Origin of the sequence: Vibrio sp. J2-3(2022), assembly GCF_021725735.1 — a bacterium.
Taxonomy (GTDB): domain Bacteria; phylum Pseudomonadota; class Gammaproteobacteria; order Enterobacterales; family Vibrionaceae; genus Vibrio; species Vibrio diabolicus.
The window spans coordinates 73359-100031 of record NZ_JAKKCK010000008.1 but is presented as its reverse complement, the minus strand read 5'-3'; the positions used below and the strand labels follow the sequence as shown (position 1 = coordinate 100031).

The 26673-nt window shown below is 45.3% G+C and carries 17 protein-coding genes, 1 tRNA gene, 1 rRNA gene and 1 riboswitch; of the genes, 13 read left to right on the top strand and 6 right to left on the bottom strand.

Translation table 11 applies throughout. The annotated features are described in order from the left end of the window. The first annotated feature begins 2 nt into the window (after nt 1-2). Nucleotides 3-119, top strand: a 5S ribosomal RNA gene (gene rrf / locus L3V27_RS21265). 46 nt (nt 120-165) lie between these two features. Beyond that, nucleotides 166-242 (top strand) — tRNA-Asp (locus tag L3V27_RS21260). 748 nt (nt 243-990) lie between these two features. Here the strand turns inward: L3V27_RS21260 and L3V27_RS21255 are convergent. Further along, nucleotides 991-2322 carry a sodium:proton antiporter gene (locus L3V27_RS21255; protein WP_041852885.1) on the bottom strand — a complete coding sequence of 444 codons (1332 nt, stop codon included), beginning with the start codon at nt 2320-2322 and terminating at the stop codon, nt 991-993. A gap of 191 nt (nt 2323-2513) precedes the next feature. Between L3V27_RS21255 and metH the strand changes: the two genes are divergently transcribed. Continuing rightward, nucleotides 2514-6194, top strand: a complete 3681-nt coding sequence (gene metH, locus L3V27_RS21250) for a methionine synthase (RefSeq protein WP_167426195.1) — start codon at nt 2514-2516, stop codon at nt 6192-6194. A gap of 86 nt (nt 6195-6280) precedes the next feature. On the opposite strand, the gene lysC is transcribed toward metH, so the two are convergent. After that, a complete protein-coding gene (lysC, locus tag L3V27_RS21245; protein WP_104974744.1) occupies nt 6281-7633 on the bottom strand; it encodes a lysine-sensitive aspartokinase 3 in 1353 nt (450 codons plus the stop codon). Between the two features lie 101 nt (nt 7634-7734). Beyond that, a riboswitch (Lysine riboswitch) is annotated at nt 7735-7913 on the bottom strand. A 220-nt stretch (nt 7914-8133) separates the two neighbouring features. Here lysC and L3V27_RS21240 point away from each other — a divergent pair. Next, nucleotides 8134-9255: an alanine--glyoxylate aminotransferase family protein gene (locus L3V27_RS21240; RefSeq protein WP_017821323.1), complete on the top strand. Its 1122-nt coding sequence runs from the start codon at nt 8134-8136 to the stop codon at nt 9253-9255. Nucleotides 9256-9314: 59 nt separating this feature from the next. On the opposite strand, the gene L3V27_RS21235 is transcribed toward L3V27_RS21240, so the two are convergent. The 4 genes from L3V27_RS21235 to L3V27_RS21220 form a co-directional block, all read right to left on the bottom strand. Then, nucleotides 9315-11096, bottom strand: a complete 1782-nt coding sequence (locus tag L3V27_RS21235; protein WP_237312692.1) for a PglL family O-oligosaccharyltransferase — start codon at nt 11094-11096, stop codon at nt 9315-9317. A gap of 67 nt (nt 11097-11163) precedes the next feature. Next, a complete protein-coding gene (gene uvrA, locus L3V27_RS21230) occupies nt 11164-13986 on the bottom strand; it encodes an excinuclease ABC subunit UvrA (RefSeq protein ID WP_237312691.1) in 2823 nt (940 codons plus the stop codon). 149 nt (nt 13987-14135) lie between these two features. Continuing rightward, nucleotides 14136-15008 carry a UTP--glucose-1-phosphate uridylyltransferase GalU gene (gene galU / locus L3V27_RS21225; protein WP_005397418.1) on the bottom strand — a complete coding sequence of 291 codons (873 nt, stop codon included), beginning with the start codon at nt 15006-15008 and terminating at the stop codon, nt 14136-14138. Nucleotides 15009-15166: 158 nt separating this feature from the next. Beyond that, nucleotides 15167-15811: a LuxR C-terminal-related transcriptional regulator gene (locus L3V27_RS21220; protein WP_005397417.1), complete on the bottom strand. Its 645-nt coding sequence runs from the start codon at nt 15809-15811 to the stop codon at nt 15167-15169. Between the two features lie 277 nt (nt 15812-16088). On the opposite strand from L3V27_RS21220, the gene L3V27_RS21215 reads away from it, so the two are divergent. The 9 genes from L3V27_RS21215 to L3V27_RS21175 all read left to right on the top strand — a co-directional run bounded on the left by L3V27_RS21215 (nt 16089) and on the right by L3V27_RS21175 (nt 26672). Beyond that, nucleotides 16089-16625 (top strand): single-stranded DNA-binding protein, encoded by a 537-nt coding sequence (locus L3V27_RS21215; RefSeq protein WP_012841367.1) that lies wholly within the window; start codon nt 16089-16091, stop codon nt 16623-16625. A gap of 242 nt (nt 16626-16867) precedes the next feature. Next, on the top strand, nt 16868-18877 hold the full coding sequence (gene csrD / locus L3V27_RS21210; RefSeq protein WP_048626836.1) for an RNase E specificity factor CsrD: 2010 nt from the start codon (nt 16868-16870) through the stop codon (nt 18875-18877). Nucleotides 18878-18888: 11 nt separating this feature from the next. Further along, entirely contained in the window at nt 18889-20334 is a 1446-nt protein-coding gene (locus tag L3V27_RS21205; protein ID WP_237312689.1) for an MSHA biogenesis protein MshI, read from the top strand. After that, nucleotides 20331-20981 (top strand): type II secretion system protein GspM, encoded by a 651-nt coding sequence (gene gspM, locus L3V27_RS21200; RefSeq protein WP_237312687.1) that lies wholly within the window; start codon nt 20331-20333, stop codon nt 20979-20981. Before L3V27_RS21205 ends, gspM begins: the two co-directional genes overlap by 4 nt. After that, on the top strand, nt 20974-21306 hold the full coding sequence (locus tag L3V27_RS21195; RefSeq protein ID WP_046873588.1) for a hypothetical protein: 333 nt from the start codon (nt 20974-20976) through the stop codon (nt 21304-21306). Before gspM ends, L3V27_RS21195 begins: the two co-directional genes overlap by 8 nt. Nucleotides 21307-21326: 20 nt before the next feature. Beyond that, on the top strand, nt 21327-22970 hold the full coding sequence (gene mshL, locus L3V27_RS21190) for a pilus (MSHA type) biogenesis protein MshL (protein ID WP_046873589.1): 1644 nt from the start codon (nt 21327-21329) through the stop codon (nt 22968-22970). A gap of 44 nt (nt 22971-23014) precedes the next feature. Beyond that, nucleotides 23015-23860: an AAA family ATPase gene (locus L3V27_RS21185; protein WP_182020052.1), complete on the top strand. Its 846-nt coding sequence runs from the start codon at nt 23015-23017 to the stop codon at nt 23858-23860. Next, nucleotides 23857-24951, top strand: coding sequence for a tetratricopeptide repeat protein (locus L3V27_RS21180; protein WP_237312685.1), 1095 nt, complete (start codon nt 23857-23859; stop codon nt 24949-24951). The genes L3V27_RS21185 and L3V27_RS21180 overlap by 4 nt, the downstream gene beginning before the upstream one ends. Further along, on the top strand, nt 24948-26672 hold the full coding sequence (locus L3V27_RS21175) for a GspE/PulE family protein (protein ID WP_074191841.1): 1725 nt from the start codon (nt 24948-24950) through the stop codon (nt 26670-26672). Before L3V27_RS21180 ends, L3V27_RS21175 begins: the two co-directional genes overlap by 4 nt. Nucleotide 26673 lies beyond the last annotated feature (1 nt).

Sequence of the window (26673 nt, the reverse complement as noted above, 5' to 3'; positions counted from 1 at the left end):
TGCTTGGCGACCATAGCGTTTTGGACCCACCTGATTTCCATGCCGAACTCAGAAGTGAAACGAAATAGCGCCGATGGTAGTGTGGGGCTTCCCCATGTGAGAGTAGGACATCGCCAGGCTTTAAATTATGGACACTTGCTGATTACAAGCGAGTGATACCACTGCGGAGTGGTAGTTCAGTTGGTTAGAATACCGGCCTGTCACGCCGGGGGTCGCGGGTTCGAGTCCCGTCCACTCCGCCACTTATATTAAGCCTCAGTCGAAAGACTGGGGCTTTTTTCGTTTTGGTTACCCGATTTACCTTAACCTCATTTCCATATTGAAACCTTGCATCGAGAGGCAGGCTTCCCTCTTCGCTATGCTTTCTAAGCCCTGTCATGAACTAGTTGATGCTAGTCTCGAGCTCTCGTTTTGAGTACCAGCACATGCTTACCAAAGATTCCTCTATAACATATTAGAAATATCTAGCCATGTGACAGAACTTAGTCGTTCGAGGTGTCGCTTTGTTTCTATCTCGAAAACAGAACAACTTTGAATATAAGTTCAGTGTCGCTGAGATCAAGTATGAGGACTCTAAACTTCTGCTAAGGGCTTGAACAACCTGAGTGCTAGCTCAGACCTTAGTTTGGTGGGATTTCAAGCCCGTTTGGGGGAGTGATCTCGCAATCATCCTCAATGCTTCTTTCTCTATACAAATACAAAGTCGCTCATTGTTAAGTGTTGTGGAAGTTTAGCTTTGATGTTTGCGAGGAGCCTATATTGCCAAGGGAAGAGAAGTGATACAGATGAAAATGGGTAAATTAAAAGGCTCGTCTATGAATACTATCTATCGGCAATAGTTAGTATCTATGAAAATGTAGCGTAGCGATTCTTAGTATATTTGAAGGTATATCAAAGAATAAGGAGCATTCGTCCTTGAAGGGGAGTCTGAAAATTAGTTATGAAAAAAGCAGCTAGGTAGCTGCTTTTTATCTATTAAGTTACGTGTCTTTAAGAGTCCACTGGCTCCGTATGCTCTGGAGTGGTTATTGCTTGGTTGTTCTCTTCCATTTTCTTCTCTTCATCTTTTGCTTTTTCAATCATTGGGGTGATTGTTGAGCCTTGAATGAGGATAGAGAAAACAACGACGGAGTAGGTCATTACAAGAATAATCTCTTTTACATCGATTAACTTATCTTGAATCACCCAAATACCTGATGGAATAGAAAGTGCCATCGCTAGTGCCAGGCCTCCGCGTAAACCGCCCCACGTCAAAATACGTACTGACCACGGGTTATATTTTCTGTAACGTTTAAAGCCTATGTAAGAAAGAAATACACTTAGATAGCGAGCTGCTAGTACAAGAGGGACTGATATAGCCATCATGATCCAGTCTTCTTTGTGGAATTCAAATAGCAGCATCGACATACCGATCAGTAGGAATAACACGCCATTCAAGAACTCATCGACGAGCTCCCAAAAGTGGTCAAGGTGATCTTCACTCTCTTTTGAAAAGCCAATAAAACGTGTCCAGTTGCCAATCATAATACCAGATACAACCATCGCTAATGGTCCTGATACATGGATGTATTCAGCAAATGCGTAACCTGCCGTTGGGACACCAATGGTAAGTAATAACTCCATTGAGTGATCATCGGTGGCACTGATTAAGTAGTGGAATAGCAAACCGAGTACGAAACCATAAGTGATACCACCGATAGCTTCTTGGATGAAGAGTAAGGTGACACTACCTACAGTTGGTGCCTCAGTACCAAATGCAATCGTAAATAGAGTGACAAAGATAACCAAACCGAAGCCGTCATTGAAGAGCGACTCTCCTTCAATCTGGGTGGAGATACGTTTGGGAGCATCGAGCTTTTTAACTATAGCCAGTACAGCGATTGGGTCAGTTGGCGATATAAGTGCACCGAAAAGTAAGCAGTAGACTAAATCAAATTGGATGCCAATTAACTGACAGAATCCGTAGAGCGCAAACCCGATAAAGAAAGTGGAAAACAGGGTGGCTCCAAGGGCTAAAACAGTGATCTCCCACTTTTGATCTTTAAGGTTCGGGAGTTTGATGCCTAATCCACCCGCAAATAGTAAGAAGCCAAGAATGCCTTTGAGCAAGAAATCTTCGAAGTTGATCCTTGTGACCGTCTCCGTCGCAATTTCGGTGAGATGGAACCAGTTGTTTTGACCCGCAATTAAGATTAGAAGTGAAAGCACCATTGAACCTGCGGTAATCGCAATGGTGGTTTGCATCTTTCCTATCTTGCTGTTTACAAAAGCAATTAGCATCGCAGCTGCGGATAGAAAACATAAAGTATGATAGACCGACATAGAGCTCTCTATTTGTAACATTTTATGAATGGGATTCTCGACTGATGCTGCTTAAATAGCAAACATTTTTTCGCGATTATTTTGTAAGTTAAGAAGGAGATAAAATAATCATTAATTCCACGTTTAGACGTCTAGACTCCTGAAGTTTGTGTGATAGGATGGAAAGATAACTAAAGGAATGAGGCTGTACTGTGGGAAGTAACGTAAGACAACAGATTGAAGCTCAATTGAAGCAACGTATTCTTTTGATTGATGGTGGTATGGGAACCATGATTCAGGGATACAAACTTGAAGAGCAAGACTATCGAGGAACGCGCTTTGCGGATTGGCATTGTGATCTAAAAGGTAACAACGACCTGTTGGTTCTAAGTCAGCCTCAACTTATCAAGGAAATTCACGCTGCATATTTAGAAGCGGGTGCAGATATTCTCGAAACCAACACGTTTAACGCAACAACCATTGCGATGGCTGACTACGAGATGGAAAGCCTAAGTGAAGAAATTAACTTTGCTGCTGCCAAGCTTGCACGTGAAGTTGCAGACGAATGGACCGCAAAAACACCCGATAAACCGCGTTATGTCGCAGGGGTTTTAGGGCCGACGAACCGCACTTGTTCTATCTCTCCTGATGTAAACGACCCTGGATATCGAAATGTTTCTTTCGACGAGTTAGTTGAGGCTTACTCTGAATCGACTCGAGCGCTGATTAAAGGTGGTTCTGACCTTATTCTTATCGAGACCATCTTCGATACTCTTAACGCTAAGGCTTGTTCATTTGCTGTTGAAAGTGTGTTTGAAGAGATGGGTATTGAGTTACCTGTGATGATCTCGGGGACTATTACTGATGCTTCCGGTAGAACATTATCAGGTCAAACTACAGAAGCGTTTTACAACTCATTACGTCATGTTAAACCGATTTCGTTTGGTTTGAACTGTGCGCTGGGCCCAGATGAGCTTCGTCCTTATGTTGAAGAGCTTTCGCGTATATCAGAATCTTTTGTTTCCGCTCACCCAAATGCCGGGCTTCCGAATGCATTCGGCGAATACGATTTATCGCCAGAAGATATGGCTAAGCATGTTCAAGAGTGGGCTCAAAGTGGCTTTTTAAACTTGATTGGTGGGTGTTGTGGCACAACTCCAGAGCACATTCGCCAAATGGCACTCGCGGTTGAAAATGTCGCCCCTCGTCAATTGCCTGACCTTCCCGTTGCTTGTCGCTTGTCTGGCTTAGAGCCGCTCGCCATTGATAAAGACTCTTTATTCATCAATGTCGGTGAGCGTACGAATGTAACTGGCTCTGCGCGTTTTAAGCGCTTGATTAAAGAAGAACTGTACGATGAAGCGCTCGATGTGGCTCGTCAACAAGTTGAAAATGGCGCTCAAATTATCGATATCAACATGGATGAAGGCATGTTGGATGCACAAGCTTGTATGGTTCGATTTTTAAACCTTTGTGCGTCAGAACCTGAAATCTCAAAAGTACCAATCATGGTCGACTCTTCCAAGTGGGAGGTTATTGAAGCCGGTCTTAAGTGCATCCAAGGCAAAGGCATTGTTAACTCGATCTCTCTCAAAGAAGGCAAAGAGAAATTCGTTGAACAAGCTAAGTTGATTCGCCGTTATGGTGCGGCTGTGATTGTGATGGCGTTTGATGAGATAGGGCAAGCAGATACACGTGAGCGCAAAGTGGAAATTTGTACCAACGCTTACCGAATTCTCGTTGATGAAGTGGGCTTTCCACCAGAAGACATCATCTTTGACCCGAACATTTTTGCCATTGCTACGGGTATCGAGGAGCATAATAACTACGCGGTGGATTTCATTGAAGCCGTTGGCGATATCAAACGTGATTTACCACACGCGATGATCTCGGGTGGGGTTTCTAACGTCTCGTTCTCTTTTCGAGGGAATAACTATGTGCGTGAAGCGATTCACGCGGTGTTCCTCTATCACTGTTTTAAAAATGGTATGGATATGGGGATCGTGAATGCGGGTCAGTTAGAAATCTACGATAACGTGCCTGAAACGCTGCGTGAGGCTGTGGAAGATGTCGTTCTTAACCGTCGCGATGATGCCACTGAGAGGTTGTTAGATATCGCGGCGGAATACGCAGGCAAAGGGGTAGGTAAAGAGGAGGATGCCTCTGCACTTGAGTGGAGAACTTGGCCTGTTGAAAAGCGTTTAGAACACGCGTTAGTGAAAGGAATAACCGAGTTTATCGTTGATGATACCGAAGAGGCTCGTGTCAATGCTTCAAAGCCATTAGAGGTGATTGAAGGCCCACTAATGGATGGGATGAACGTCGTCGGAGACTTGTTTGGTGAAGGTAAAATGTTCCTTCCTCAGGTCGTAAAATCTGCCCGAGTGATGAAGCAAGCAGTAGCGCATCTGGAGCCCTACATCAATGCAGAAAAGCAGGTGGGACAAACAAACGGTAAGATCTTGTTAGCGACGGTAAAAGGTGATGTACACGATATCGGGAAAAATATCGTAGGCGTTGTATTGCAGTGCAATAACTATGAAATTATCGATCTTGGTGTCATGGTTCCTTGCGAAAAGATCTTAAAAGTAGCGCAAGAAGAGAACGTCGATATTATTGGTTTGTCAGGGTTGATCACGCCTTCATTAGACGAAATGGTGCATGTTGCAAAAGAGATGGAGCGTCTCGACTTTAACTTACCTCTTCTCATCGGTGGCGCAACAACGTCAAAAGCCCATACAGCAGTTAAGATTGAGCAAAATTACAAGCATCCAGTTGTTTACGTGAATAACGCCTCACGTGCGGTGGGCGTATGTACTTCTCTATTGTCAGATGAACGTCGCCCTGAATTTGTTGAAAAACTTGAAGCTGATTACGAACGAGTACGTGATCAACATAATCGAAAGAAACCGAGAACCAAACCAGTGACATTAGAAGCTGCTCGAGCGAATAAAGTTGCGATCGATTGGGAAGCTTACACTCCTCCAGTGCCTGTTAAGCCTGGCATTCATATCTTCGATGATTTTGATGTGGCTATATTACGTCAATACATCGATTGGACACCATTCTTTATGACTTGGTCACTTGTGGGTAAGTATCCAACAATTTTCCAACATGAAGAAGTTGGTGAAGAAGCAAAACGTTTATTCGAAGATGCCAACGAGTTACTTGATCGAGTTGAGCGAGAAGGCCTGTTAAAAGCGCGTGGAATGTGTGGCTTATTCCCTGCTGCGAGCGTGGGGGACGACATTGAAGTTTATGCTGATGAAACTCGTACCAACGTTGTGAAAGTACTGCGTAACTTGCGTCAACAGACCGAGAAACCAAAAGGATTTAACTATTGTTTATCCGACTACATCGCACCTAAAGAGTCGGGTAAACATGATTGGATAGGGGCATTTGCTGTCACTGGTGGTATTGGTGAACGAGAGCTTGCTGATGAATACAAAGCACAGGGAGATGATTACAACGCAATTATGATTCAAGCGGTGGCGGATCGCCTAGCCGAAGCGTTTGCTGAGTATTTGCATGAGCGTGTCCGTAAAGAAATTTGGGGTTATGCTGCGGATGAAGATTTATCTAACAATGATCTCATTCGTGAAAAATACCAAGGTATTCGCCCTGCGCCGGGTTATCCAGCGTGCCCTGAGCATACTGAAAAAGGACCGCTTTGGGAGCTACTTAATGTGGAAGAGAATATTGGCATGACTCTAACCTCCAGCTATGCAATGTATCCGGGCGCGTCAGTCTCTGGTTGGTATTTCTCTCATCCTGACTCACGTTACTTTGCGATCGCACAGATCCAAGAAGATCAGCTAGAGAGCTACGCCGATCGTAAGGGGTGGGATAGGATCGAGGCTGAAAAATGGTTAGGGCCAAACATTAACGGTTAAATTGATGTTTACCTCGTTCAAATGTAACAACTATTGAAACAACAAAGGGCTGCAGATACGCAGCCCTTTGTTTTATTGAGTTGAACTTACTTCTCAAACAACTCGGTGTGGAGTTTTTGTATGGCTTTTTTCGATACCGATTCATGGAGCAAGAAGCATAAGTTGTGAGGGCTAGCACCATAACAAATCATGCGTAGGTTAAAGTCTTCTAGCGTGCCAAAAACCTGTTTCGCGTAGCCTTTACTCTCACTCATGTTGTTACCAATGAGAGCAACGAGGCATAGGTCATGTTCAACTTCTACCTTACATAGCTCTTCTAACTCTTCTCGTACAGCTTGCGGCAGCTGTGGTGCTCCGCCGGATGTATCGGTTTGATCAAGTGTTAACGATACACTGATTTCAGATGTCGTGATCAAATCGACAGAGATCTTATGTTTTGCAAGGATCTCAAAGACCTTTGCTAAGAAGCCGTATGCGTGGAACATATTGGCGCTGCGTAGCGTTACCATGGTTTGGTTACAACGCAAAGCTAGCGCACGGAACAACGGTGAGCTTTCGACTTGGTGGCGAATCCAAGTTCCTCCTTTTTCTGGCTCTTTCGATGACCCTACAAATACCGGAATGTCGTGGCGCAATGCGGGTACTAGCGTAGAAGGGTGAAGGATTTTAGCGCCAAAGTTAGCCATTTCTGAAGCTTCACTAAAGCTGATCTCGGGAATTGGTGAGGCTTTTGGCGCAATTCGCGGGTCTGTTGTGTAGATGCCCGGTACATCAGTCCAGATTTCTAACCCTGCCGCTTTGACGCTCTCAGCAATTAAGGCGGCGCTGTAATCGCTGCCTCCTCGACCTAGTGTTGTTGTATTACCGGCTTCGTCAGATCCTATGAAGCCTTGAGTAACAACAACGGATTGTTGGCAAAGTGGTACGAGTTTATCTTGCGCAAGCGTCGAAATTGCTTCAATGTTTGGCTCCGCGCGACCAAAGTTGTCATCAGTACGCAGCACATCGCGGATATCAAAGCGCACTGCTTGAATGCCTCGCTCACACATTAACTGAGCTAGAATGTGCGTCGACATGAGCTCACCACATGCGACTAAATGATCGGTTAACTTCGCACTAGCTTGGATAGATGCAGCCTCGGCAAGGCTGGTTACGGTATCTAATATGGCATACACCTCGGCAGCAGTTTTTGTGCTGTCTTCGAGCTGAGTTAAAATGGCGTCATGAATGTTGGCCAGATTTTGCAGCAGCTCAGTACGGTGCGTTTGATCCTGTACACCATTGGCGAGTTCCACCAATAGGTTGGTGACGCCAGAACAAGCGCTGCTCACGACCAGGCGAGTAGTTGGATTGTTTTCGATAATGGTGGCACAACGACTCATTGCCTCAAAGTTGGCAACACTGGTTCCACCGAATTTAGCTACGTTAAATGCGCTCACTGCGTTCTCCCACGACTTCCTAAAAAATTGTACATCCAATGTTTAGTGAGAAAAGGAACAGAGCAAAAAGAGAGGTATTTAGAATGCTGTTTGAAAAATTTACCCTCAGAAGCCCTTCATCAGACTGCGCTGATGACAGTTGATGGGATTCAGCCCAATTCAACCGACAAGTCAAATCCTGCAACTTTGACTTACCTCGGCACTACTCCCCCTCAATGATTGGTGTTGGAATTGCGGTTCCACAAATCATCTACCTGGGTAGCGCTCCTCTTCTACATAAAGCTCAAACATTGAACGGTTTTGAGGCCTTAATGTCAATCAATATTTCAACCTTTATGGTGTTTTTTATTAACGATTTTGTGACACTGGTTTGACCTCCATACTTACGGCTAATTGCTGATAGAGGAAAAATCTATTAGGGTGAAGAACCCTACACCTGAGCCATGTTATTGAATAGAACTTTTAGAATGCTCAGGATAAAAGATAATCAAGGAGCTGACATGTCGATCCAAAGCTTTATTCCGCCTCACCGTATTTTAATGGGACCTGGTCCTTCTGATATTTATCCTCAAGTGTTACAAGCGCTAAGCCGTCCTACCGTAGGTCACCTTGATCCTCTGTTTATCGGTATGATGGATGAGCTCAAGCAGCTATTGAAGTATGCCTTTCAAACTGACAATGAGTTCACTATTGCGGTTTCAGCGCCAGGTAGTGCAGGGATGGAAACCTGCTTTGTAAACTTGATCGAGAAAGGCGACAAAGTGATCGTCTGCCGTAACGGTGTTTTTGGTGAACGCATGCGCGAAAATGTCGTCCGTGCTGGTGGTGAAGTTGTTATCGTCGATGATGAATGGGGGACGCCTGTTTCCATTGATAAAGTCGAGCAAGCACTCGAACAGCACCCAGATACAAAAATTCTTGCTTTTGTGCATGCCGAAACCTCAACTGGTGCAGTCAGTGATGCTCAAGCATTGGGCAAGCTGGCGAAGCAGCATAATGCATTATCTATTGTTGATGCGGTGACGTCACTTGGTGGTGTGCCGTTAAAAGTGGATGAATGGCAACTGGATGCGGTTTACTCTGGCAGTCAAAAATGTTTGTCATGTGTACCAGGACTCTCACCCGTGACGTTTTCTCCTGCCGCAATTGAAAAGATTCAAGCAAGAACAACACCAGTACAGAGTTGGTTCCTCGATCAGAGTTTAGTGTTGGGCTATTGGAGTGGAGAAGGTAAGCGTAGTTACCATCATACGGCGCCAGTTAATAGCTTGTATGCGCTTCATGAAGCTTTATTGATACTGAAAAATGAAGGATTAGAAAACGCTTGGGCTCGTCATCAACTGATGCATGAAAAACTCAAAAATGGCTTACAAAAGTTAGGCTTTGAATTTGTTGTGGACGAAGCCCATCGGTTGCCACAATTAAATGCGATTTACGTGCCTGAAGGAATTGATGAAGCAAAAGTTCGTGCTCACTTGCTAGAAACCTATAACCTAGAAATTGGTGCAGGCCTTGGGGCATTAGCTGGTAAAGCGTGGCGTATTGGCTTAATGGGTTACGGCGCTCGATCTGAAAACGTTGCGCTGTGCTTAAAAGCGTTAGAAGAGTCACTCACTGAATAAAACTATACCGCAATGAGATAAAGAAAAGCGAAGGTCATCCCTTCGCTTTTTGGTATTTATTACTCAGCTCCTGAAATGGGGGCTGGTGAGGCAGAGATTGCTTGAGAAGGTGGTTGGTAATTGACGTCACTGAAATCAATCTTCGGGAACAAAAACTGCGCTTCAGCTCTAATTTGCTCCGCTTTACTTGAGTCATCTAAGCCTTGGTAGGCCAAAATCAAATTATTATAAAATGCAGGGCGAGGCTTATCTTTGATGATTTTTAGCGACCAATCGATATAAGGCTGAATCAAGGTTGCGTCTTGTTGGTACAGCCCAATGTTTAAAAACGTGCTATAGACATCCCAATCAAACCTGTCTTTCCAAACTACAGGGTTACTGACTTGATTCAGAATATCAGGGTTAGTTGGCCTAGTGGTCTCAAACTTCGTCAATACATAGTTCGTATGCAATGCGCTTACCATGTAAAACGTAAACGTAACGGGAAGTACCAAACTAAAGACTCGCAGCAAGCTTTTGGTCACATTACTAAAGCCGACTTGTCGATAACGAGAGACGCGCTGATCGACCCAGTACAGCAGGATAACGAAGATCAACCAATGTACGAGAGAGTGGTAGAAAGGGTATTCCAGTTGTGAGTGCAATACGATAGGTATAAACAAGGCCAGCAACGCAAGACGAGTTCCGCGTTTGGCTTGATAGATTCGATACAGTACCAGTGCCATCGCTAAGAAGATGCCGAGTATTGGCAGCAAACCACCTTCTACTCCCCAGTAAAGTAGCTCGTTATGCGGATGATCCATGGCTGGCAAACCAGCTGGGTAATTCTCATTTAGGGCATGTTGACGAGCCGTATACAGCATGTACTCAGATTCAAACTTGCCATATCCATAGCCAGTAAAAGGCTTTTCAATCACCATGTCTAATGTTTGCGGAAAAGTATACGCTCGAGGAGACTCCATGTTTACTTTTTCTGCGGCTAACCCACTTCCATCAGGAAAGGCAAGATACATGACAACGACTGAGAGTGCGAGCCCAGTGACAAGCGACGTAACCCAGCGGATAAAGCGCCCTTTGGTCGCAAAGCGATACATGTATGGGATGGCCAACAACACGGCGATGATCGATGCTAACCAACCAGTGCGTGAAGCCAACGCCACAATCAATGGTAAGGTTAAAACTGGCACTGCATAGAGAAGATAAACATCGCTTAACTTACGGTCGTATTTGTAGGGCTGACGTGCAAGTAAATAGCTGGCAATCACCAATCCTGTCGCAAGAAAACTGGCCATTACATTAGGCTGTTGGAAAATACCATAAGGACGATTGGCCATCGTGTCGTAACCAAACGGATTGCCTGGTTTGAGATACAGATATTGTGTCAGACCAAAAATGGCTTCGATAACAACCGCAAGGACAATAAACCATAACAGGCGTTGGCGATGTTTATTACTGAAATGAAATTGTTGTAAGACAATAAAAAACAGGACACCACACCACAGACCAATGAGCTTGTTGGCTGCCAAACTGCTATTCGCATTTGGGTACAGAATGGGCACCGTCATGATAAGAGCACTAATGAACAAGCCGATGGTTAATTTTGAGTAACGTAGCGCTCGATTATTCGCGAGTTGGTAGCACCCAATGCCTAATGCAAAGCTAAAAGTAATCCAAGTTGTCGCATTGAAGGAAAGTGAAAGCCCTGAACCGCCGGGGTTGGGCATGAAAAAGTGCATTGCCAACACAAATAGTGTTGCCAAGGCAATGAGAAACTTGCGATTGAGGGGAACCTGTACTTTTTCGGGAGAAAGCTTTGTTCCACTTACATGTATAGTAGCCATAGTTATTGCGTTGTTTTGAATGAAAAAAGACCAGCACTTGCTGGTCTCGGTACTTTACCTGTTTTTTCTACTTCAACATAGGCTTAAGGAAGTGAGCTGTGTGCGAACCCTCGATTTGCGACACATCTTCCGGTGTGCCTTGAGCGATTATCTCGCCGCCACCCTGTCCCCCTTCAGGTCCTAGATCGATAATCCAGTCCGCAGTCTTAATGACGTCCAGGTTATGCTCGATCACCACGACAGTGTTTCCGTGGTCGCGAAGTCTGTGCAGCACGGTGAGCAACTGCTGGATATCATGGAAGTGCAGGCCGGTTGTTGGTTCATCCAAAATGTACAAGGTTTTTCCTGTATCGCGCTTGGATAGCTCTCGCGCCAATTTCACACGCTGTGCTTCACCACCGGAGAGTGTCGTTGCCGCTTGACCTAGGCGAATGTAAGACAAGCCAACATCCATTAGAGTCTGTAGCTTACGTGCTATAGCAGGTACGGGTTCAAAGAACGTTCGGGCGTCTTCGACCGTCATTTCTAGCACTTCATCAATGGTTTTGCCTTTGTAGCGTACTTCAAGTGTTTCACGGTTGTAGCGCTTACCTTTACATACATCACATGGCACATAAACGTCTGGTAGGAAATGCATTTCAACTTTAATGACACCATCACCCTGACAGGCCTCACAACGACCACCGCGTACGTTAAAACTAAAACGGCCCGGCTTGTAACCGCGAGAACGCGACTCTTGTGTGCCTGCAAACAGTTCACGGATTGGGGTAAAGATCCCCGTATAGGTTGCAGGGTTAGAGCGAGGTGTACGACCAATTGGGCTTTGATCGATATCGATAACCTTGTCGAAGTGCTCTAGGCCTTTAATCGATTTATAAGGTGAAGGTTGAGCCGTTGTTGCTCCGTTGAGTTGGGTGTGAGCAATTTTAAAGAAAGTATCATTAATCAGCGTTGATTTACCTGAGCCAGATACCCCTGTAATACAGCTGAATAACCCAACAGGAATAGAGAGATTAACGTTCTTAAGGTTATTACCTGTTGCGCCTAAGAGCTCAACCGTTTTTTTCGGATCACGCGGCGTGCGATCTTTCGGTACTGCGATTTCTTTAACGCCACTTAAGTACTGACCTGTCAGAGAATTCGGATTTGCGATGATCTCTTCCATGGTGCCTTCCGCGACAACATTACCACCGTGTACGCCAGCGCCAGGACCGATATCTATGACATGATCCGCACAGCGAATCGCATCTTCATCGTGCTCTACTACAAGTACGGTGTTACCTAAATCACGCAAATGAGTGAGCGTTCTTAATAAGCGTTCATTATCACGCTGGTGGAGACCAATCGACGGTTCGTCCAGAACATACATCACACCAACAAGACCCGCCCCAATTTGGCTGGCTAAGCGAATGCGTTGGGCTTCACCACCAGAGAGCGTTTCGGCGCTGCGAGACAAGTTTAGATAGTTCAAACCGACGTTAACTAAGAATTGCAGGCGGTCGTTGATTTCCTTCATCACTTTTTCAGCGATTTGGGCTCGTTGACCTTCCAGTTTCAAGGAATGGAAGAATTCCAATGCATCAGCAATGCTAAGTTCAACAATCTCAGGCAGTGTCGTATCAGCAATAAACACGTTACGTGCTTCAAGGCGCAGACGAGTACCACCACAGCTTGAACAAGATTTAGTGGAGATGTATTTCGCAAGCTCTTCACGGACAGAGTTGGATTCTGTATCACGATAACGACGTTCTAGGGTATTCAGAATACCTTCAAATGGATGGCGCTTAACGCGAATATCGCCACGATCGTTGATGTATTTAAACTCAATCTCAGTACGACCTGAGCCCTTTAGAATGACATCTTGCGTTTTCTTTGGCAGAGAGTTAAAAGGTGCATGGAGATCAAAACCATAATGATCAGCCAATGAGGTGAGCATTTGGAAGTAGTAATAGTTCTTTTGATCCCAACCGCGAATCGCACCTTGTGCCAAGCTTAATGAATCATCTTGAATTACTCGGCTTGGATCGAAGTATTGCTGCACACCCAAACCATCACAAGTGCCACATGCACCAGCAGGGTTGTTGAATGAGAAAAGTCGCGGCTCTAACTCTTGCATGCTGTAACCACATTGTGGACAAGCGAAGTTGGCGGAGAAAATAATCTCTTCACCGTCTCCATCCATTGGCGCGACAACCGCAATTCCTCCTGATAATTCGAGCGTTGTCTCAAAAGATTCGGCTAAGCGCTGTTGCAGGTCTGGACGAACTTTAAAGCGGTCGACCACGACTTCAATGGTGTGCTTTTTATGTAGCTCTAGCGTTGGAGGATCAGATAGATCGCATGTCTCTCCATCAATACGCGCACGAATAAAGCCCTGAGCTGCCAGGTTCTCAAGCGTTTTAACATGCTCACCTTTACGCTCTTTGACAATAGGGGCCAACAGCATCATTTTGCTGCCTTCTGGCATCTCCAGAACTTTGTCCACCATTTGACTGATGGTTTGTGCGGCAAGAGGGGCATGGTGCGTTGGACAGCGTGGTTCGCCTACACGAGCATACAACAGACGTAAGTAGTCGTACACTTCGGTAATTGTACCGACGGTTGAACGCGGGTTATGAGAAGTAGACTTCTGTTCAATAGAAATCGCGGGTGATAACCCTTCAATGTGGTCGACATCGGGTTTTTCCATCAGAGACAAAAACTGACGAGCGTAGGCAGAGAGAGACTCTACGTAGCGTCGTTGGCCTTCTGCATACAATGTATCGAAAGCGAGAGAGGATTTACCGGAGCCACTTAGCCCAGTAATGACAATCAGTTTATCGCGAGGGATTGTAAGATTAATGTCTTTGAGGTTATGGGTTCGGGCACCGCGAACTTCTATTTTATCCATCGTTTTTGCTCTATGTATAACCAAGTGGGGCAAGTATTACATAGTGTGAGAAATGTGCAAAGAAAATTACTGGATAAAAAAACAGTAAAAATAAAAGCCCAACATAATGCTGGGCTTTAGAAACAATAATTTCGTACTACGACGATGCTTTATACCGCTTTTTGTGTTGCGTGTTTACCTAACTCTGAAGCTTTTTCATCTTTTAGATAAAGGTTTTCAAAACAGTAGTTGGTTGCTTCGATGTAACCTTCAACACTACCACAGTCAAAGCGTTTGCCTTTGAATTTGTAAGCCAAGACACAGCCCGCTTTTGCTTGTTTAAGTAGCGCGTCAGTGATTTGAATTTCACCACCTTTACCTGGCTCTGTATTTTCAATCAGTTCGAAAATATCAGGGGTCAGAATGTAGCGACCAATGATCGCAAGGTTGCTTGGTGCCGTGCCTTTCTCCGGTTTTTCTACCATGTCGTCTACGCGGTAGATGTCATCTTTGATCATTTCACCAGAGATAACGCCGTATTTGTGAGTCTCATCTTCTGGGACTTCTTGTACGGCAACGATAGAACAACGGAACTGTTTAAATAGCGCCACCATTTGAGCTAGCACGCCTTCTTCTTCGTTGACACAAAGGTCATCAGCAAGAACGACGGCAAATGGTTCGTCACCCACCAGTTCACGCCCGGTCAGAATCGCATGGCCTAAGCCTTTCATCTCGCGTTGACGGATGTAAGTGAAGTTTGCAGATTCAATGATTTCACGGATATCTACCAATAGCTCTTCTTTATTGGTACCGCTAATCTGGTGTTCTAGTTCGTAGTTCTTATCAAAGTGGTCCATGATAGAGTGTTTGCCACGACCTGTCACAATACACATGCCGTTCATACCAGCTTGAATTGCTTCTTCAACGCCGTATTCAATAAGCGGTTTATTTACGACTGGCATCATCTCTTTTGGCATAGATTTCGTTGCCGGTAAGAAGCGAGTGCCATAGCCTGCAGCAGGGAACAGACATTTTTTAATCATTGGGGGAATATCCTATCTCGTTATTATCAAGAATCTGCGCATAACTTTAACACGAGAGTCGTCAATGAATCATGAATAAAGTAGGAAAAAGTGTGAGACTCAGTGCGGAAAAAAGATGAGCGACTCGTCATTTTAGTCATAAGAGTCGCGGCATCGCATCATGACATTAAGTTTTGATCTGCCCAAGCGATTGCTTGAACGCGATTCTTCACTGATAGCTTTTTGAATATCTGATACAAGTGCGATTTGATGGTGAATTCACTGACAAATAATTCCTCGGCCATTTGGCTGTTTGAGGCGCCAGCTTGCAAGCAACGCAGTACTTGCAGCTCGCGAATGGTTAGGTCTACCGTAGCTGGGGCAGTATGAGTATTAATGACGTTACGGTAATAGTGTAAAAGTTGACTGGTTACATTACGCGGCAGCCAGTTTTGACCGTTAACAATGCCTTTTAATCCTTCTCCAATTTGCTCTAGCGTATCTTCGGAATAGAACAGCCCCTTTAGTTGACCAAATGAAAGAAGCTCATCCGTGGTCAGCCTTTTAGGGACATTGAACACAACGGTTTCAAAGTTCTTCCATACCAGCGGTAAGTTTTTGATCGATTGAACGAGTGATTTATGTTCACTGAAGTCGATCAGTAGGATTTTATTACGATGCTGTGGCTTAGCTTCCATGAGTGCTTCGGTCGAAATCACCGGGATGCTCATATCAATGTATTTTTCGAGTGCCGCCACCTTTTTTTGCGCATTATCTTCCATACTGATCAGAAATAGCTTTCTTGCGTAAGCCGACTTTCTCACGTGTTCAAATCTCCCAGCGTTCAATAAAGGCCATAAGTTGGCATTAAAGAGAGGTTATAACCATAGCTTTACTGAATAAATGCGTTCGAATTCAAAGCTTCACGAAACGATGTCTGCAACGCGAATCAAAAATGCTACAGGCGTAAGTTGAAATGCGATTTGGGTTCTAGTAGGTGACTCATTAGATCACAATGGTATTAGACTTTAATCAAAACATTAAAGCGTGCTATTCTAATGCGCTAAAATTTTATATATCCAGAGTGAAACGGAGCACATCATGGCCAGCCGTGGAATTAACAAAGTTATTTTGGTGGGGAATCTAGGTAACGACCCTGAAATTCGTTACATGCCGAACGGCGGTGCAGTAGCAAACATTACTATTGCGACTTCTGATTCATGGCGTGATAAAGCGACTGGCGAACAGCGCGAAAAAACGGAATGGCACCGTGTTGTGTTGTTCGGCAAGCTTGCGGAAGTAGCAGGTGAGTACTTGCGTAAAGGTTCTCAAGTATACATTGAAGGCCAACTGCAAACTCGTAAATGGCAAGACCAAAGCGGTCAAGATCGCTACTCAACTGAAGTCGTTGTTCAAGGCTTCAACGGCGTGATGCAAATGCTTGGCGGTCGTGGTCAAGGTGGCGGCGCACCAATGGGCGGTCAACAGCAGCAGCAAGGTGGATGGGGTCAGCCTCAACAACCAGCTCAGCAGCAGTACAATGCGCCTCAGCAACAGCAACAACAGCAGGCTCCGCAGCAACCACAGCAGCAGTACAATGAGCCACCAATGGATTTTGACGACGATATCCCGTTCTAAATTCTGCTTATGCTTGAATCGAAAAGGCCGCGAATATCGCGGTCTTTTTTATTGTCACTATCTAATGATCTCAAAGGCTTATCTCAGCAAGGTTAGGCGTAACAATAAAACTTATCAATGAGTGTGATGTTCTTTATGCTCCAGCCTCTCACTATCAGACGAATCCGATTGTTTGATGAACTCTTATCAAGTATAAATATTTCAATAAGGTATATGATGAATAAAAAAGGAATTTGGTATTCATGAGGTATACCCCAACTCTTAAGTTAAGCACACGGCTGGTGGCTTTTGTCACCATGATCGTCATCTGCGCCATGTTTATCTTGTTTGTCGGTGGCACCCTCTCTTTTAAGCGTCTTGGGCAGGAATATCTCACCCATTATTTAGAAGGGATCGTAGAGGTGGTCGACAAGGAGATGGAAGATCCTGACGCTGCTTATTCTATGCAGCGCTGGATGCCGAAAATGCTGCAGGCTTCCAATATTGTCGAAATGACATTGTCGACCAACAATGCGGTTGTTTATCGCTTCAAAGATACTTCTCATCAAATGGAAGCGTCAGTCTTGTTTGAGACAGAATACCAACTGACTCACAATCAAGATTACACGATTCATTTTAAAGCGATCCCGCCTTACTTAGGTTACAGCTACTCAATGCAGGCGCTTTGGTCGATCACGCTTGCCGTTATCTTGATCATCTTCTGTTTAATGCGCGGCGTTGCGTGGCTTAAGGAGCAATTAGAAGGCTCTGAAATGCTCGAAGAGCGAGGCAGGATGATCCTTGCTGGTCGGGTAGAGCAGTATGCAAAAGGTGACAAAAAAGAATGGCCTTATACTGCCAGTGAAGCGCTCGATGTATTAATTGAAGAGTTACAAGATGCGCGTCAAGAGCGAAGCCGATTTGATACCTTTATTCGAACTCAAACCTTCCTTGATAAGTTAACAGGTACCGCCAATCGAGTGCTGTTTGATAGCAAACTGGAATCGGCGTTACTAGAAAGTGGGGCTCGCGGCGCCGTTTTGCTAGTACGTATTCAAGACTGGAAACTGGTTGAAGAAGAGCAAGATAAGCAAATTACGGATGAGTTTATTGTTGAAGTTGGGAGTTTATTATCCAACTTAGTTCAGCGATACCCTGATGTTGTGTTTTCTCGTTATTACGATGCTGATTTTGCGTTATTTCTGCCGCATCAAAGTGCCAAAGATGTGGCTAATTTGGCATCACAATGCATTCGCCAGTTAGAAAAATTAATTCCGCCAGAGCCACTCGACCCAGACAACTGGTGCCATATAGGCATCACTACTTATAAAGAGGGTGAGCGACACAGCCAAATCATCGATGAGGCAGAGACAGCTTTGCGTAGTGCGCAACTACAAAATAACAATAATTGGAGTCGCTTCAAAAAATGGAACCACGATGAAGAAGCTCGCGGAAGTGTGAGGTGGAGAACGTTATTTGACACAGCACTTACACCAGAAAATGTGATACTCTACGCACAATCTGTGCACCCAATAAGTGACGCGACGCATAAAAAATCATTATATGAAGAGTTAACATGCCGGATTCGCGATCCTGAGAATGGCATTGTTAAAGCGTCTCGGTTTATTTCTGCGATCAGACAGGTTGGTTATGAAGCGCAAATGGATAAGTCAGTTATTAATAAATTCTTAAGAGAATTTAAGGATAATTTTGATAACTCAAGATCGTATGCGCTCAATTTGAATGTAACGCCTTTTTCTAACCGAGAGTACTTTAAATGGTTTCGTGATGAACTCTTACAGTTGTCACGTGAACAGAGAAAGTGTCTCAGTTTTGAGTTTGTTGAAGCACAATTTGTAAGACACTTAGACTTTATGCGACCAGTCGCTAAAATGCTGGCCGGTTTAGGGTGCCACTTAATGGTTGGGCAGGCTGGACGAACCATCGTCAGCACTCACTATTTAAAAGAAGTGGATATTCGTTACCTTAAACTTCATCGCAGTTTAGTAGCAAAAATCGACCAGCGACATGAGAACCAGCTATTTGTCCGCAGCATGCTAGGTGCCGCGGCAAACAGTAAAACTAAAATCATAGCAGTGGGAATTGAGAATCAAAACGAGCTCAACACGTTAATTGAACTCGGGGTTTATGGTGGGCAAGGGCGCTACTTCTCTGCAGAGCAGCAGTTTCTTCCTCGTCCACAAGCATTGCCAAGTTCTCAATCAGAATCCCAAGTGAAATTGGGAAGACGAAATCGCTGGCGTAAAAAATAAAGATAATAATCATGGATTTCAAAGCACTACTCGACAAGCTCAAACGATCATCTGGTGGTGGTCGTTCCTGCTTTTTGGTTATTCAGCCAGACGCCGTTTATTTATCATCTTCAATAAAAAGTGGCCGCCCATACCAATTTGATATTTCTGAATCCAATTGGGAGAAAGCCGTAGAGCAAGCATTGAGCGTTGCTGCGAGTGCGTATGATTCTCTAACGGTTGTCCTTTCTCATAACTATTATCAGATGTATCAAATCGACAAACCTGTCATGCCGCGCCAAGAATGGCCTGCAGCATTACCGTTTTTGTTGAAAGAACTGATCTCTGAGCGCGCCGTTGACATCATTGCCGATGCGGTAGAGCTACCCAATTCAACCAAAGTGCAAGCTTACGTCTTATCACGAAAAATGTTGGATAAGATCGTGTTACTGGCCAGTCGCGCCCAGTTGCCATTAGAAGCTATTCTTCCTGAAGACGACATTTGGGGAGAGACCGCAGGTGAACTAGGTAACTTCCTATTATTACAACGCAGTGTGCGTGGTCACTTCCGTATTAGCGCTTTTGTCGAAAATACTATCGCGTTCCATCGTTCGATTCGCAGTGTGACGCCACCGTTAACGGGTGTTCCGTCTAGCGAGTTACAGATGGATAGCCTCTCGTTAGAACTGCAACGTTCGATTGATTATCTTTCTTCTCAGTTGCGCCATGTGCAGCTGCATCAATTGAAAGTATGTTGTGATGAGGAGGATGAGAGTGAGCTTGTTCAGTCTCTGAACTACCGTTTAAGCACTAAAGTTTCTCCGTTATTACCACCAGAACATGAGTTATCAGGACACGTTTTAGCAGATGCTGCTGCGGCTTTTAATACTCGACGCGTTAACTTATACCCTGATTACTTAAAGCCGAAAAAAGAGCTCCTGACACTAAGAAATATCGCGTTATCTTGGGGTGTCGCGGCTGCGGCCATTCTACTCTCTTACGGCTATGTGACTTGGCAGAGCAGTGGTTTAGAAGATGAAATTGCTATTGTAAAAAGCAAAGGCGATATCATGAAGTCAGAGCTTGAACGCTATCAAGTCAAGCTACGTAAGCATCAACCCGACAATAATAAGCTGGCAGCTAAAGCCCGCTTAGAGCGTGAAGTCAAGGCGAAGCGAGACTCGCTTAAAGCCGTCGGGAAATACGATGACTCGCAGCGCACGGGTTACTCTGGCGTTATGCAATCATTAGCTAAGCTAGGAAACCAAGAAATTTCTTTGTCCGAAATTCGAATCAATAACCATACCTTAGATCTGAAGGGACTGGCGAAAAAGCCGAGCTCAGTACCAAGTTGGGTTAACCAATTTAAAAATGAAATTAGCTTGGTTGGCCGGACATTTGACGACGTCAAAATTGGCCGAAATGATAAGGATATTGTGACGTTTGAACTAAAAACGCGCGAGGATAAAGAGAAATGAACGAATTCTGGATCTCATTAGAAGAGCGCTTTGGCGAAATGAGCGCGCGTGAAAAAGTGCTTATCGCGCTGTGTGGTTTAGTTGTCGTGATCATGTTGCTTTTTACGCTGGTACTGGAACCAAAGCTTAACGAGATCATCAGTAATGAGAGGCAACTAAGCAATTTAAAGCAAGCCAATCAAAAGATTGAAATCGACACGCTACGTATTCAAGCGCAGCTGAAGAAAGATCCAAACGCTGAGATTGATCGCACGATATCTAACCTGCTAACAGAAAGTCAGCACCTTTCGATGCAGCTAGCGGAGATCATCGAACACCTTATTACACCTTCGCAAATGGCTGAGCTGCTGGAAAATGTATTAGAGCAGCAAAGTGGCATTCACCTTTTGTCTTTGCAAACTTTGCCATCTGAGCCAATTACGGAAGATAAAGAAGCATCGCAATACTCTGGTTACTACGTGCACCCTGTACGCATGGAGCTGACTGGCGACTACTTTTCTATTGCCAATTATCTAAATAAGTTGGAGAGCCTTCCTGCCAGTTATTATTGGCGCAGCTTTAGTTACAAAGTCGAAGAGTACCCGAAAGCGAAGCTTGTGTTGGAAGTCTACACTCTAGGATCTCGAGAGGAGTTTATTGGTGGTTAAAAAACTCATCATCTCATTGCTTGTCATGGCTGCGGCAGGAACCGCTTGGGCGAACCAAGATCCAACGGCACCACTTGGCTGGGAAAAGCCTGCGGTTGAAACGTCAGCGAAACCAAAAGCAAAACAGTACCGACTGCCTACGCTCAACAGTATTGTGTGTAAGCCAAGTACTGCTTGTGTCGCGATTATGGATAACAAGCTTGTTGAAAAAGGCGAGCTATTTAAGGGTTATCGCGTCGCGAGCATTAATAGTGAATTTGTAACTTTAAAGCGTGGTAACCGTCAGTGGGACCTAGAGCTTTTTGGTTTAAACGTAAAAAAATAATAACCAGAGCCTGATCAGATATGCGCAAATTAGTTGTAGGAATAACGATTGCTTCTTTAATGGGATGTTCAATGGGTCATCGTGACCCAGTGGAAGTCAAAGAAGCGCTCAATGAATCTATCAATCAAGCGAACAGCCGCACGTTAGAAGAAATTCCTTCTTCTGTCGAAGCGGACCTGATGCCTAACTTAGACTCGAATGTTGCTTCAGAGCAAGGCACCTCGAAGCGTTTCCGTATTCAAGCGAATGCGGTCGATGCACGAAGCTTTTTTGCCTCTCTAGTCAAAGGCACTGAGTACAGCGTGGCGATTCATCCAGCGGTACAAGGTAATATCACCGTCAACTTGTCAGATGTTACGTTGGATGAAGTCCTGAGCGTTGTACAGAACATGTATGGCTATGATGTGGTGAAGTCTGGCAAAGTTATTCAAATCTACCCTGCTGGTATGCGTACGGTAACCATTCCTGTTGATTACCTCCAGTTCAAACGCTCTGGTCGATCATTGACGAGCATTGTCACGGGCTCAGTGACCTCGGCTGGTACGTCTAATTCTGGCGGTAGCTCAGACAGTTCTGACTCATCAGACTCTGACAATGGAAGTAACAGCGGCGATAGCTCGACGACTTCTACGGGCGGTACGCGCATCGAAACCATCACTGAAAGTGACTTCTGGCCGATGCTGCAGCAAGCCGTTGCGAATCTAATTGGTTCAGGCAAAGGACAAAGTGTTGTCGTAACACCACAAGCAGGAGTGATTACGGTTCGAGCGTTTCCAGATGATATTCGAGAAGTCCGTGAGTTCTTAGGTGTATCGCAGGAGCGCATGCAGCGTCAGGTCATTCTTGAAGCTAAAATTCTAGAAGTGACGTTGAATGATGGCTACCAACAAGGCATCAACTGGTCGAACTTATCGGCGTCAATTGGTAACTCGGGTAGTGTCGTCGTGAACCGCCCAGCGTCGGCATTACCACCGTTGGATGCGATTGGCACGCTATTGGGCGGCCAAACCAACGTGACTATCTCTGATGGCAACTTCAATGCTGTGTTGAGTTTTATGTCTACGCAAGGTGACTTGAACGTTCTTTCGAGCCCTCGTATTACCGCAGCCAACAACCAAAAGTCGGTCATCAAAGTGGGTACCGATGAGTATTTTGTTACCGAGTTATCGAGCAATGCAGGCAACGGTGAAAACTCAAATGCCGTTCCAGAAGTGGAATTGACACCATTCTTCTCAGGTATCTCTCTCGATGTGACTCCGCAAATTGATAACAAAGGCAATGTGTTCCTGCATGTTCACCCTGCGGTTATTGAAGTCTCGGAAGAAGTGAAGAAATTGAACTTGGGCGGTGAGTTCCAAAACATCCAATTGCCATTGGCAAAAAGCTCTATTCGTGAATCTGACTCGGTTATTCGTGCTAAAGATGGCGATGTTGTGGTTATCGGCGGTTTGATGAAACAGCAAAATCGTGAGCTTGTTTCTAAAGTCCCATTCTTAGGCGATGTGCCCGCATTGGGGCATTTGTTCCGCAACGTAAATAACGTGACTGAGAAAACAGAATTGGTCATCTTGCTAAAACCGACCGTAGTTGGTGTGAACTCTTGGCAGAAAGAGCTAGAGCGCTCTCGTGATCTGCTGCAAGAGTGGTTCCCAGATGCGCAATAAGCGCGGGGAAAGGTTCCGTTTTTCAATGAGTTTGTGATTCGAGTATGTACTTGTCACATTTTGGATTCCGAGTTCAGCCTTTTTCGTTAACCCCAAATACAGAAATGTTCTTGGGGTTAGTCCCTCACTATGAGGCGATCCAAACCATTTTAGCCGCTGTGCAAATGGGAGAAGGGGTGATTAAGGTTACGGGAGAAGTCGGCACCGGAAAAACCATGGTGTGTCGTAAGTTAATTGAGCAGATTGAATCTGAAGTCGAGCTGATTTACTTACCCAATCCAGTTTTGAATGGAGAGCAGTTGCAGTTTGCTGTCGCCAGAGAGTTAGGCATCGAGAACGATGACCCGCTACGTATTGTTTCTCTCATTCAAGAACACCTGATTCAAGTGCATTCTACGGGAAAGAAAACCGTCTTGATCGTCGATGAAGCACAAGCTCTTTCTCCACAAGCGTTAGAAACATTGCGTCTGTTCGGCAACCTAGAAACGGAACAAGATAAACTCATTCAACTGGTGTTATTCGGACAACCTGAGTTGGATGAGCGGTTAGCCAGTCACGAGCTAAGGCAGTTTCGTCAACGTATTACGTTTAGTTGTCAGCTGCGTCCTCTTTCTATCGATGAAGGCGTGGCTTACATCAATAATCGTTTAGACAAGGCAGGCAATGGAGCGCACATCTTTTCTATTGAGCAGAAAAAAGCGATTTGGCGTTCATCCATGGGGATTCCACGTTTGATCAACCAAATTAGCCACAAGTCGTTGCTTGCGGCATTTAATGATCGTTGCACACTATTAAAAAATCATCACGTTTACGCAGCTATGCACGATACGTTTGATGCCCGTAAACCTAAGTTTAAAACACCCGTATTTTGGGGATGGAGTCAACCTTGAGTGCCATCAATAAAGCATTATCAGAACTCGCTGAAAAAACATCACCGTCAGAGCTTACTCGTGCGGACATTCCCAACGTTTCACGCAGTAAACCTTGGCTTTGGCTCGTTGCCGGTTTCTCGTTAAGCCTTGCGGTGGGCGGCTGGGCGGTCTCTCGCGGTCCTATCCCTTCAGGCGAGCTTTCATCTGCTCAAACAGAAACCATGCTATTGTCGTCAGTGAATGCTTCGTCAATCACATCATCAGAGCATACTCATTCGCCAACGAGTAAAATGACGCCCGAGACAGCCCATGTGGTTTACACGAAGCCAGTGACACAACCGGCTGCGCAACAGCTTCATATGCCTGAGACTGATAGGTTCACGCCAAGAGCGGAGGTAAATGCGGTCTCTGAAGATGCAGTGCTACTCGCGCAAGTGGCAACGATGCCAAGCGATGAGCAATCTAATCACGTAACCCGCACGACAGCAGAAAACAGTTCAATGCGTATTGAGCAGGTTGAGCTGACGCACCGCCAGTTATCTCTTAAAGCGGTTAGACGAGCGGAAAAAGCACTGGATGCTAACGATATGCAAACGGCGTTGTCGGCTTATGCTGAGGCGTTACGTTATGAGCCAATGAATGCAGACACGCGTCAAAAATTATCGGCGTTGTACTTTGGCAAAGGCGACACGCGTAAAGCGTATGAGATTATCCAAGAAGGGATCAACCTTGACACGAACAACCAAGTACTTCGTTTGGCCTTGTCTAAGTTGTTAGTGAAAGCTAATCAACCTGAAGCGGCGCTGAGTCCGCTTGTGCATTTGCCTCCAATACCAAGTCGAGATTACTTGGCGATGCGTGCGGCATTGGCACAAAAACACAAGCAGAATGATATTGCGCTTGAGAGTTATCAACTCCTTACTCAACGTGAGCCGGAAAATGCGCGCTGGTGGCTAGGTTTAGCGATTCAACAAGAGCGCGCGCTGACGTTTACCGCCGCGATCAACTCTTACAACCAAGCTCTGGGTAAAGTTGGCATTTCGAATCAATCGCAAGCGTTTATTCGTGACCGTTTGAGCATCTTGAAACAGCTGGAGAGTGCACAATGAAAATTCAGTTGAGAAAACGCTTAGGCGATCTTCTGGTTGAAGAAGGCATCGTCTCTGAAGAACAAATCCAGCAAGCACTAAACGCACAACGTAGTACCGGGCAGAAGCTAGGCGATGCGTTAATTGATCTCGGCTTTATTACTGAGAAGCAAATGTTGGACTTCTTGTCCCAACAACTTGGTTTGCCATTGATCGATCTTGGTCGTGCCCCTGTGGATGCGGAAGCGGTACAGATTCTACCTGAGGTACACGCACGTCGCTTACGTGCGATGGTCGTTGCTCGAAATGGGGACACGTTGCGCGTTGCTATGAGTGACCCTGCAGATTTGTTCATCCAAGAGTCACTGATGAATTTGCTAGGTGAATACAACCTTGAGTTCATTGTGGCTTCAGAGCGCCAACTCATTTCAAGCTTTGACCGCTATTATCGCCGCACTAAAGAGATCGCTTCTTTCGCGGAACAGTTGCATGAAGAGCATAAAGACGAGCAAAGCTTCGATTACGGTATTGATGGAACCGACAGTGAGGAAGTTACCGTTGTAAAGCTGGTTAATTCCATGTTTGAAGATGCGGTACAAGTCGGGGCATCGGATATTCATATTGAGCCAGACGATCAGATATTGCGCTTACGTCAGCGTATTGATGGTGTACTGCATGAAACCATCCTGAATGAAGTGAATATCGCATCGGCTTTGGTTCTTCGATTGAAGTTGATGGCGCACCTAGACATCTCTGAGAAGCGCTTGCCACAAGATGGCCGATTCAATATCAAAGTGCGTGGTCAATCAATCGATATTCGTATGTCGACGCTACCAACGCAATACGGGGAGTCCGTGGTAATGCGTCTGCTTAACCAGTCTGCTGGTTTGCGTCCATTAGAAGAGTCAGGTTTGCCGCCAGATTTGCTTGCTCGTTTACGTCGACAGTTGGCTCGTCCGCACGGCATGATCTTGGTGACGGGGCCGACAGGTTCAGGTAAAACCACCACGCTTTACGGCGCATTAAGTGAGCTCAACGAACCTGGGAAAAAGATCATTACAGCAGAGGACCCGGTTGAATATCGCCTGCCTCGCATCACTCAGGTACAGGTAAACAGTAAGATCGATCTGACTTTCTCGCGTGTGCTTCGAACCTTCTTGCGTCAAGACCCAGACATCATTCTTGTTGGTGAGATGCGTGACCAAGAGACGGTAGAAATTGGTCTACGAGCTGCACTAACGGGTCACTTAGTATTGAGCACTCTTCACACCAATGATGCTGTCGACAGTGCGTTACGCATGATCGATATGGGCGCACCGGGTTACTTGGTTGCTAGTGCGGTCAGAGCTGTGGTAGCGCAGCGTCTTGTTCGCCGTGTTTGTCCAGATTGCAAAACAGAAGACCATCTAGACGATTCACGCCAACAGTGGTTAGCTGGGCGTTTTCCAAACCAAGTGGGCACCACTTTTTATAAAGGTGCAGGCTGTCAAAACTGTAACTTGACTGGCTATCGAGGCCGAATCGGTGTGTTTGAAATGCTCGAACTGGAGCAAGAAATGATGGATAAACTGCGCGCCAATGATGCGGTTGGCTTTGCCCAAGCCGCGCGTCGCTCAGAAAACTATAAGCCGCTGCTTGCCTCGGCGATGGAACTGGCGCTGCAAGGCACCGTCAGCTTGGATGAAGTGATGACCCTAGGTGAAGGTGACGCTTCTGGTAAGACTGATCCCATTTTCATATAGG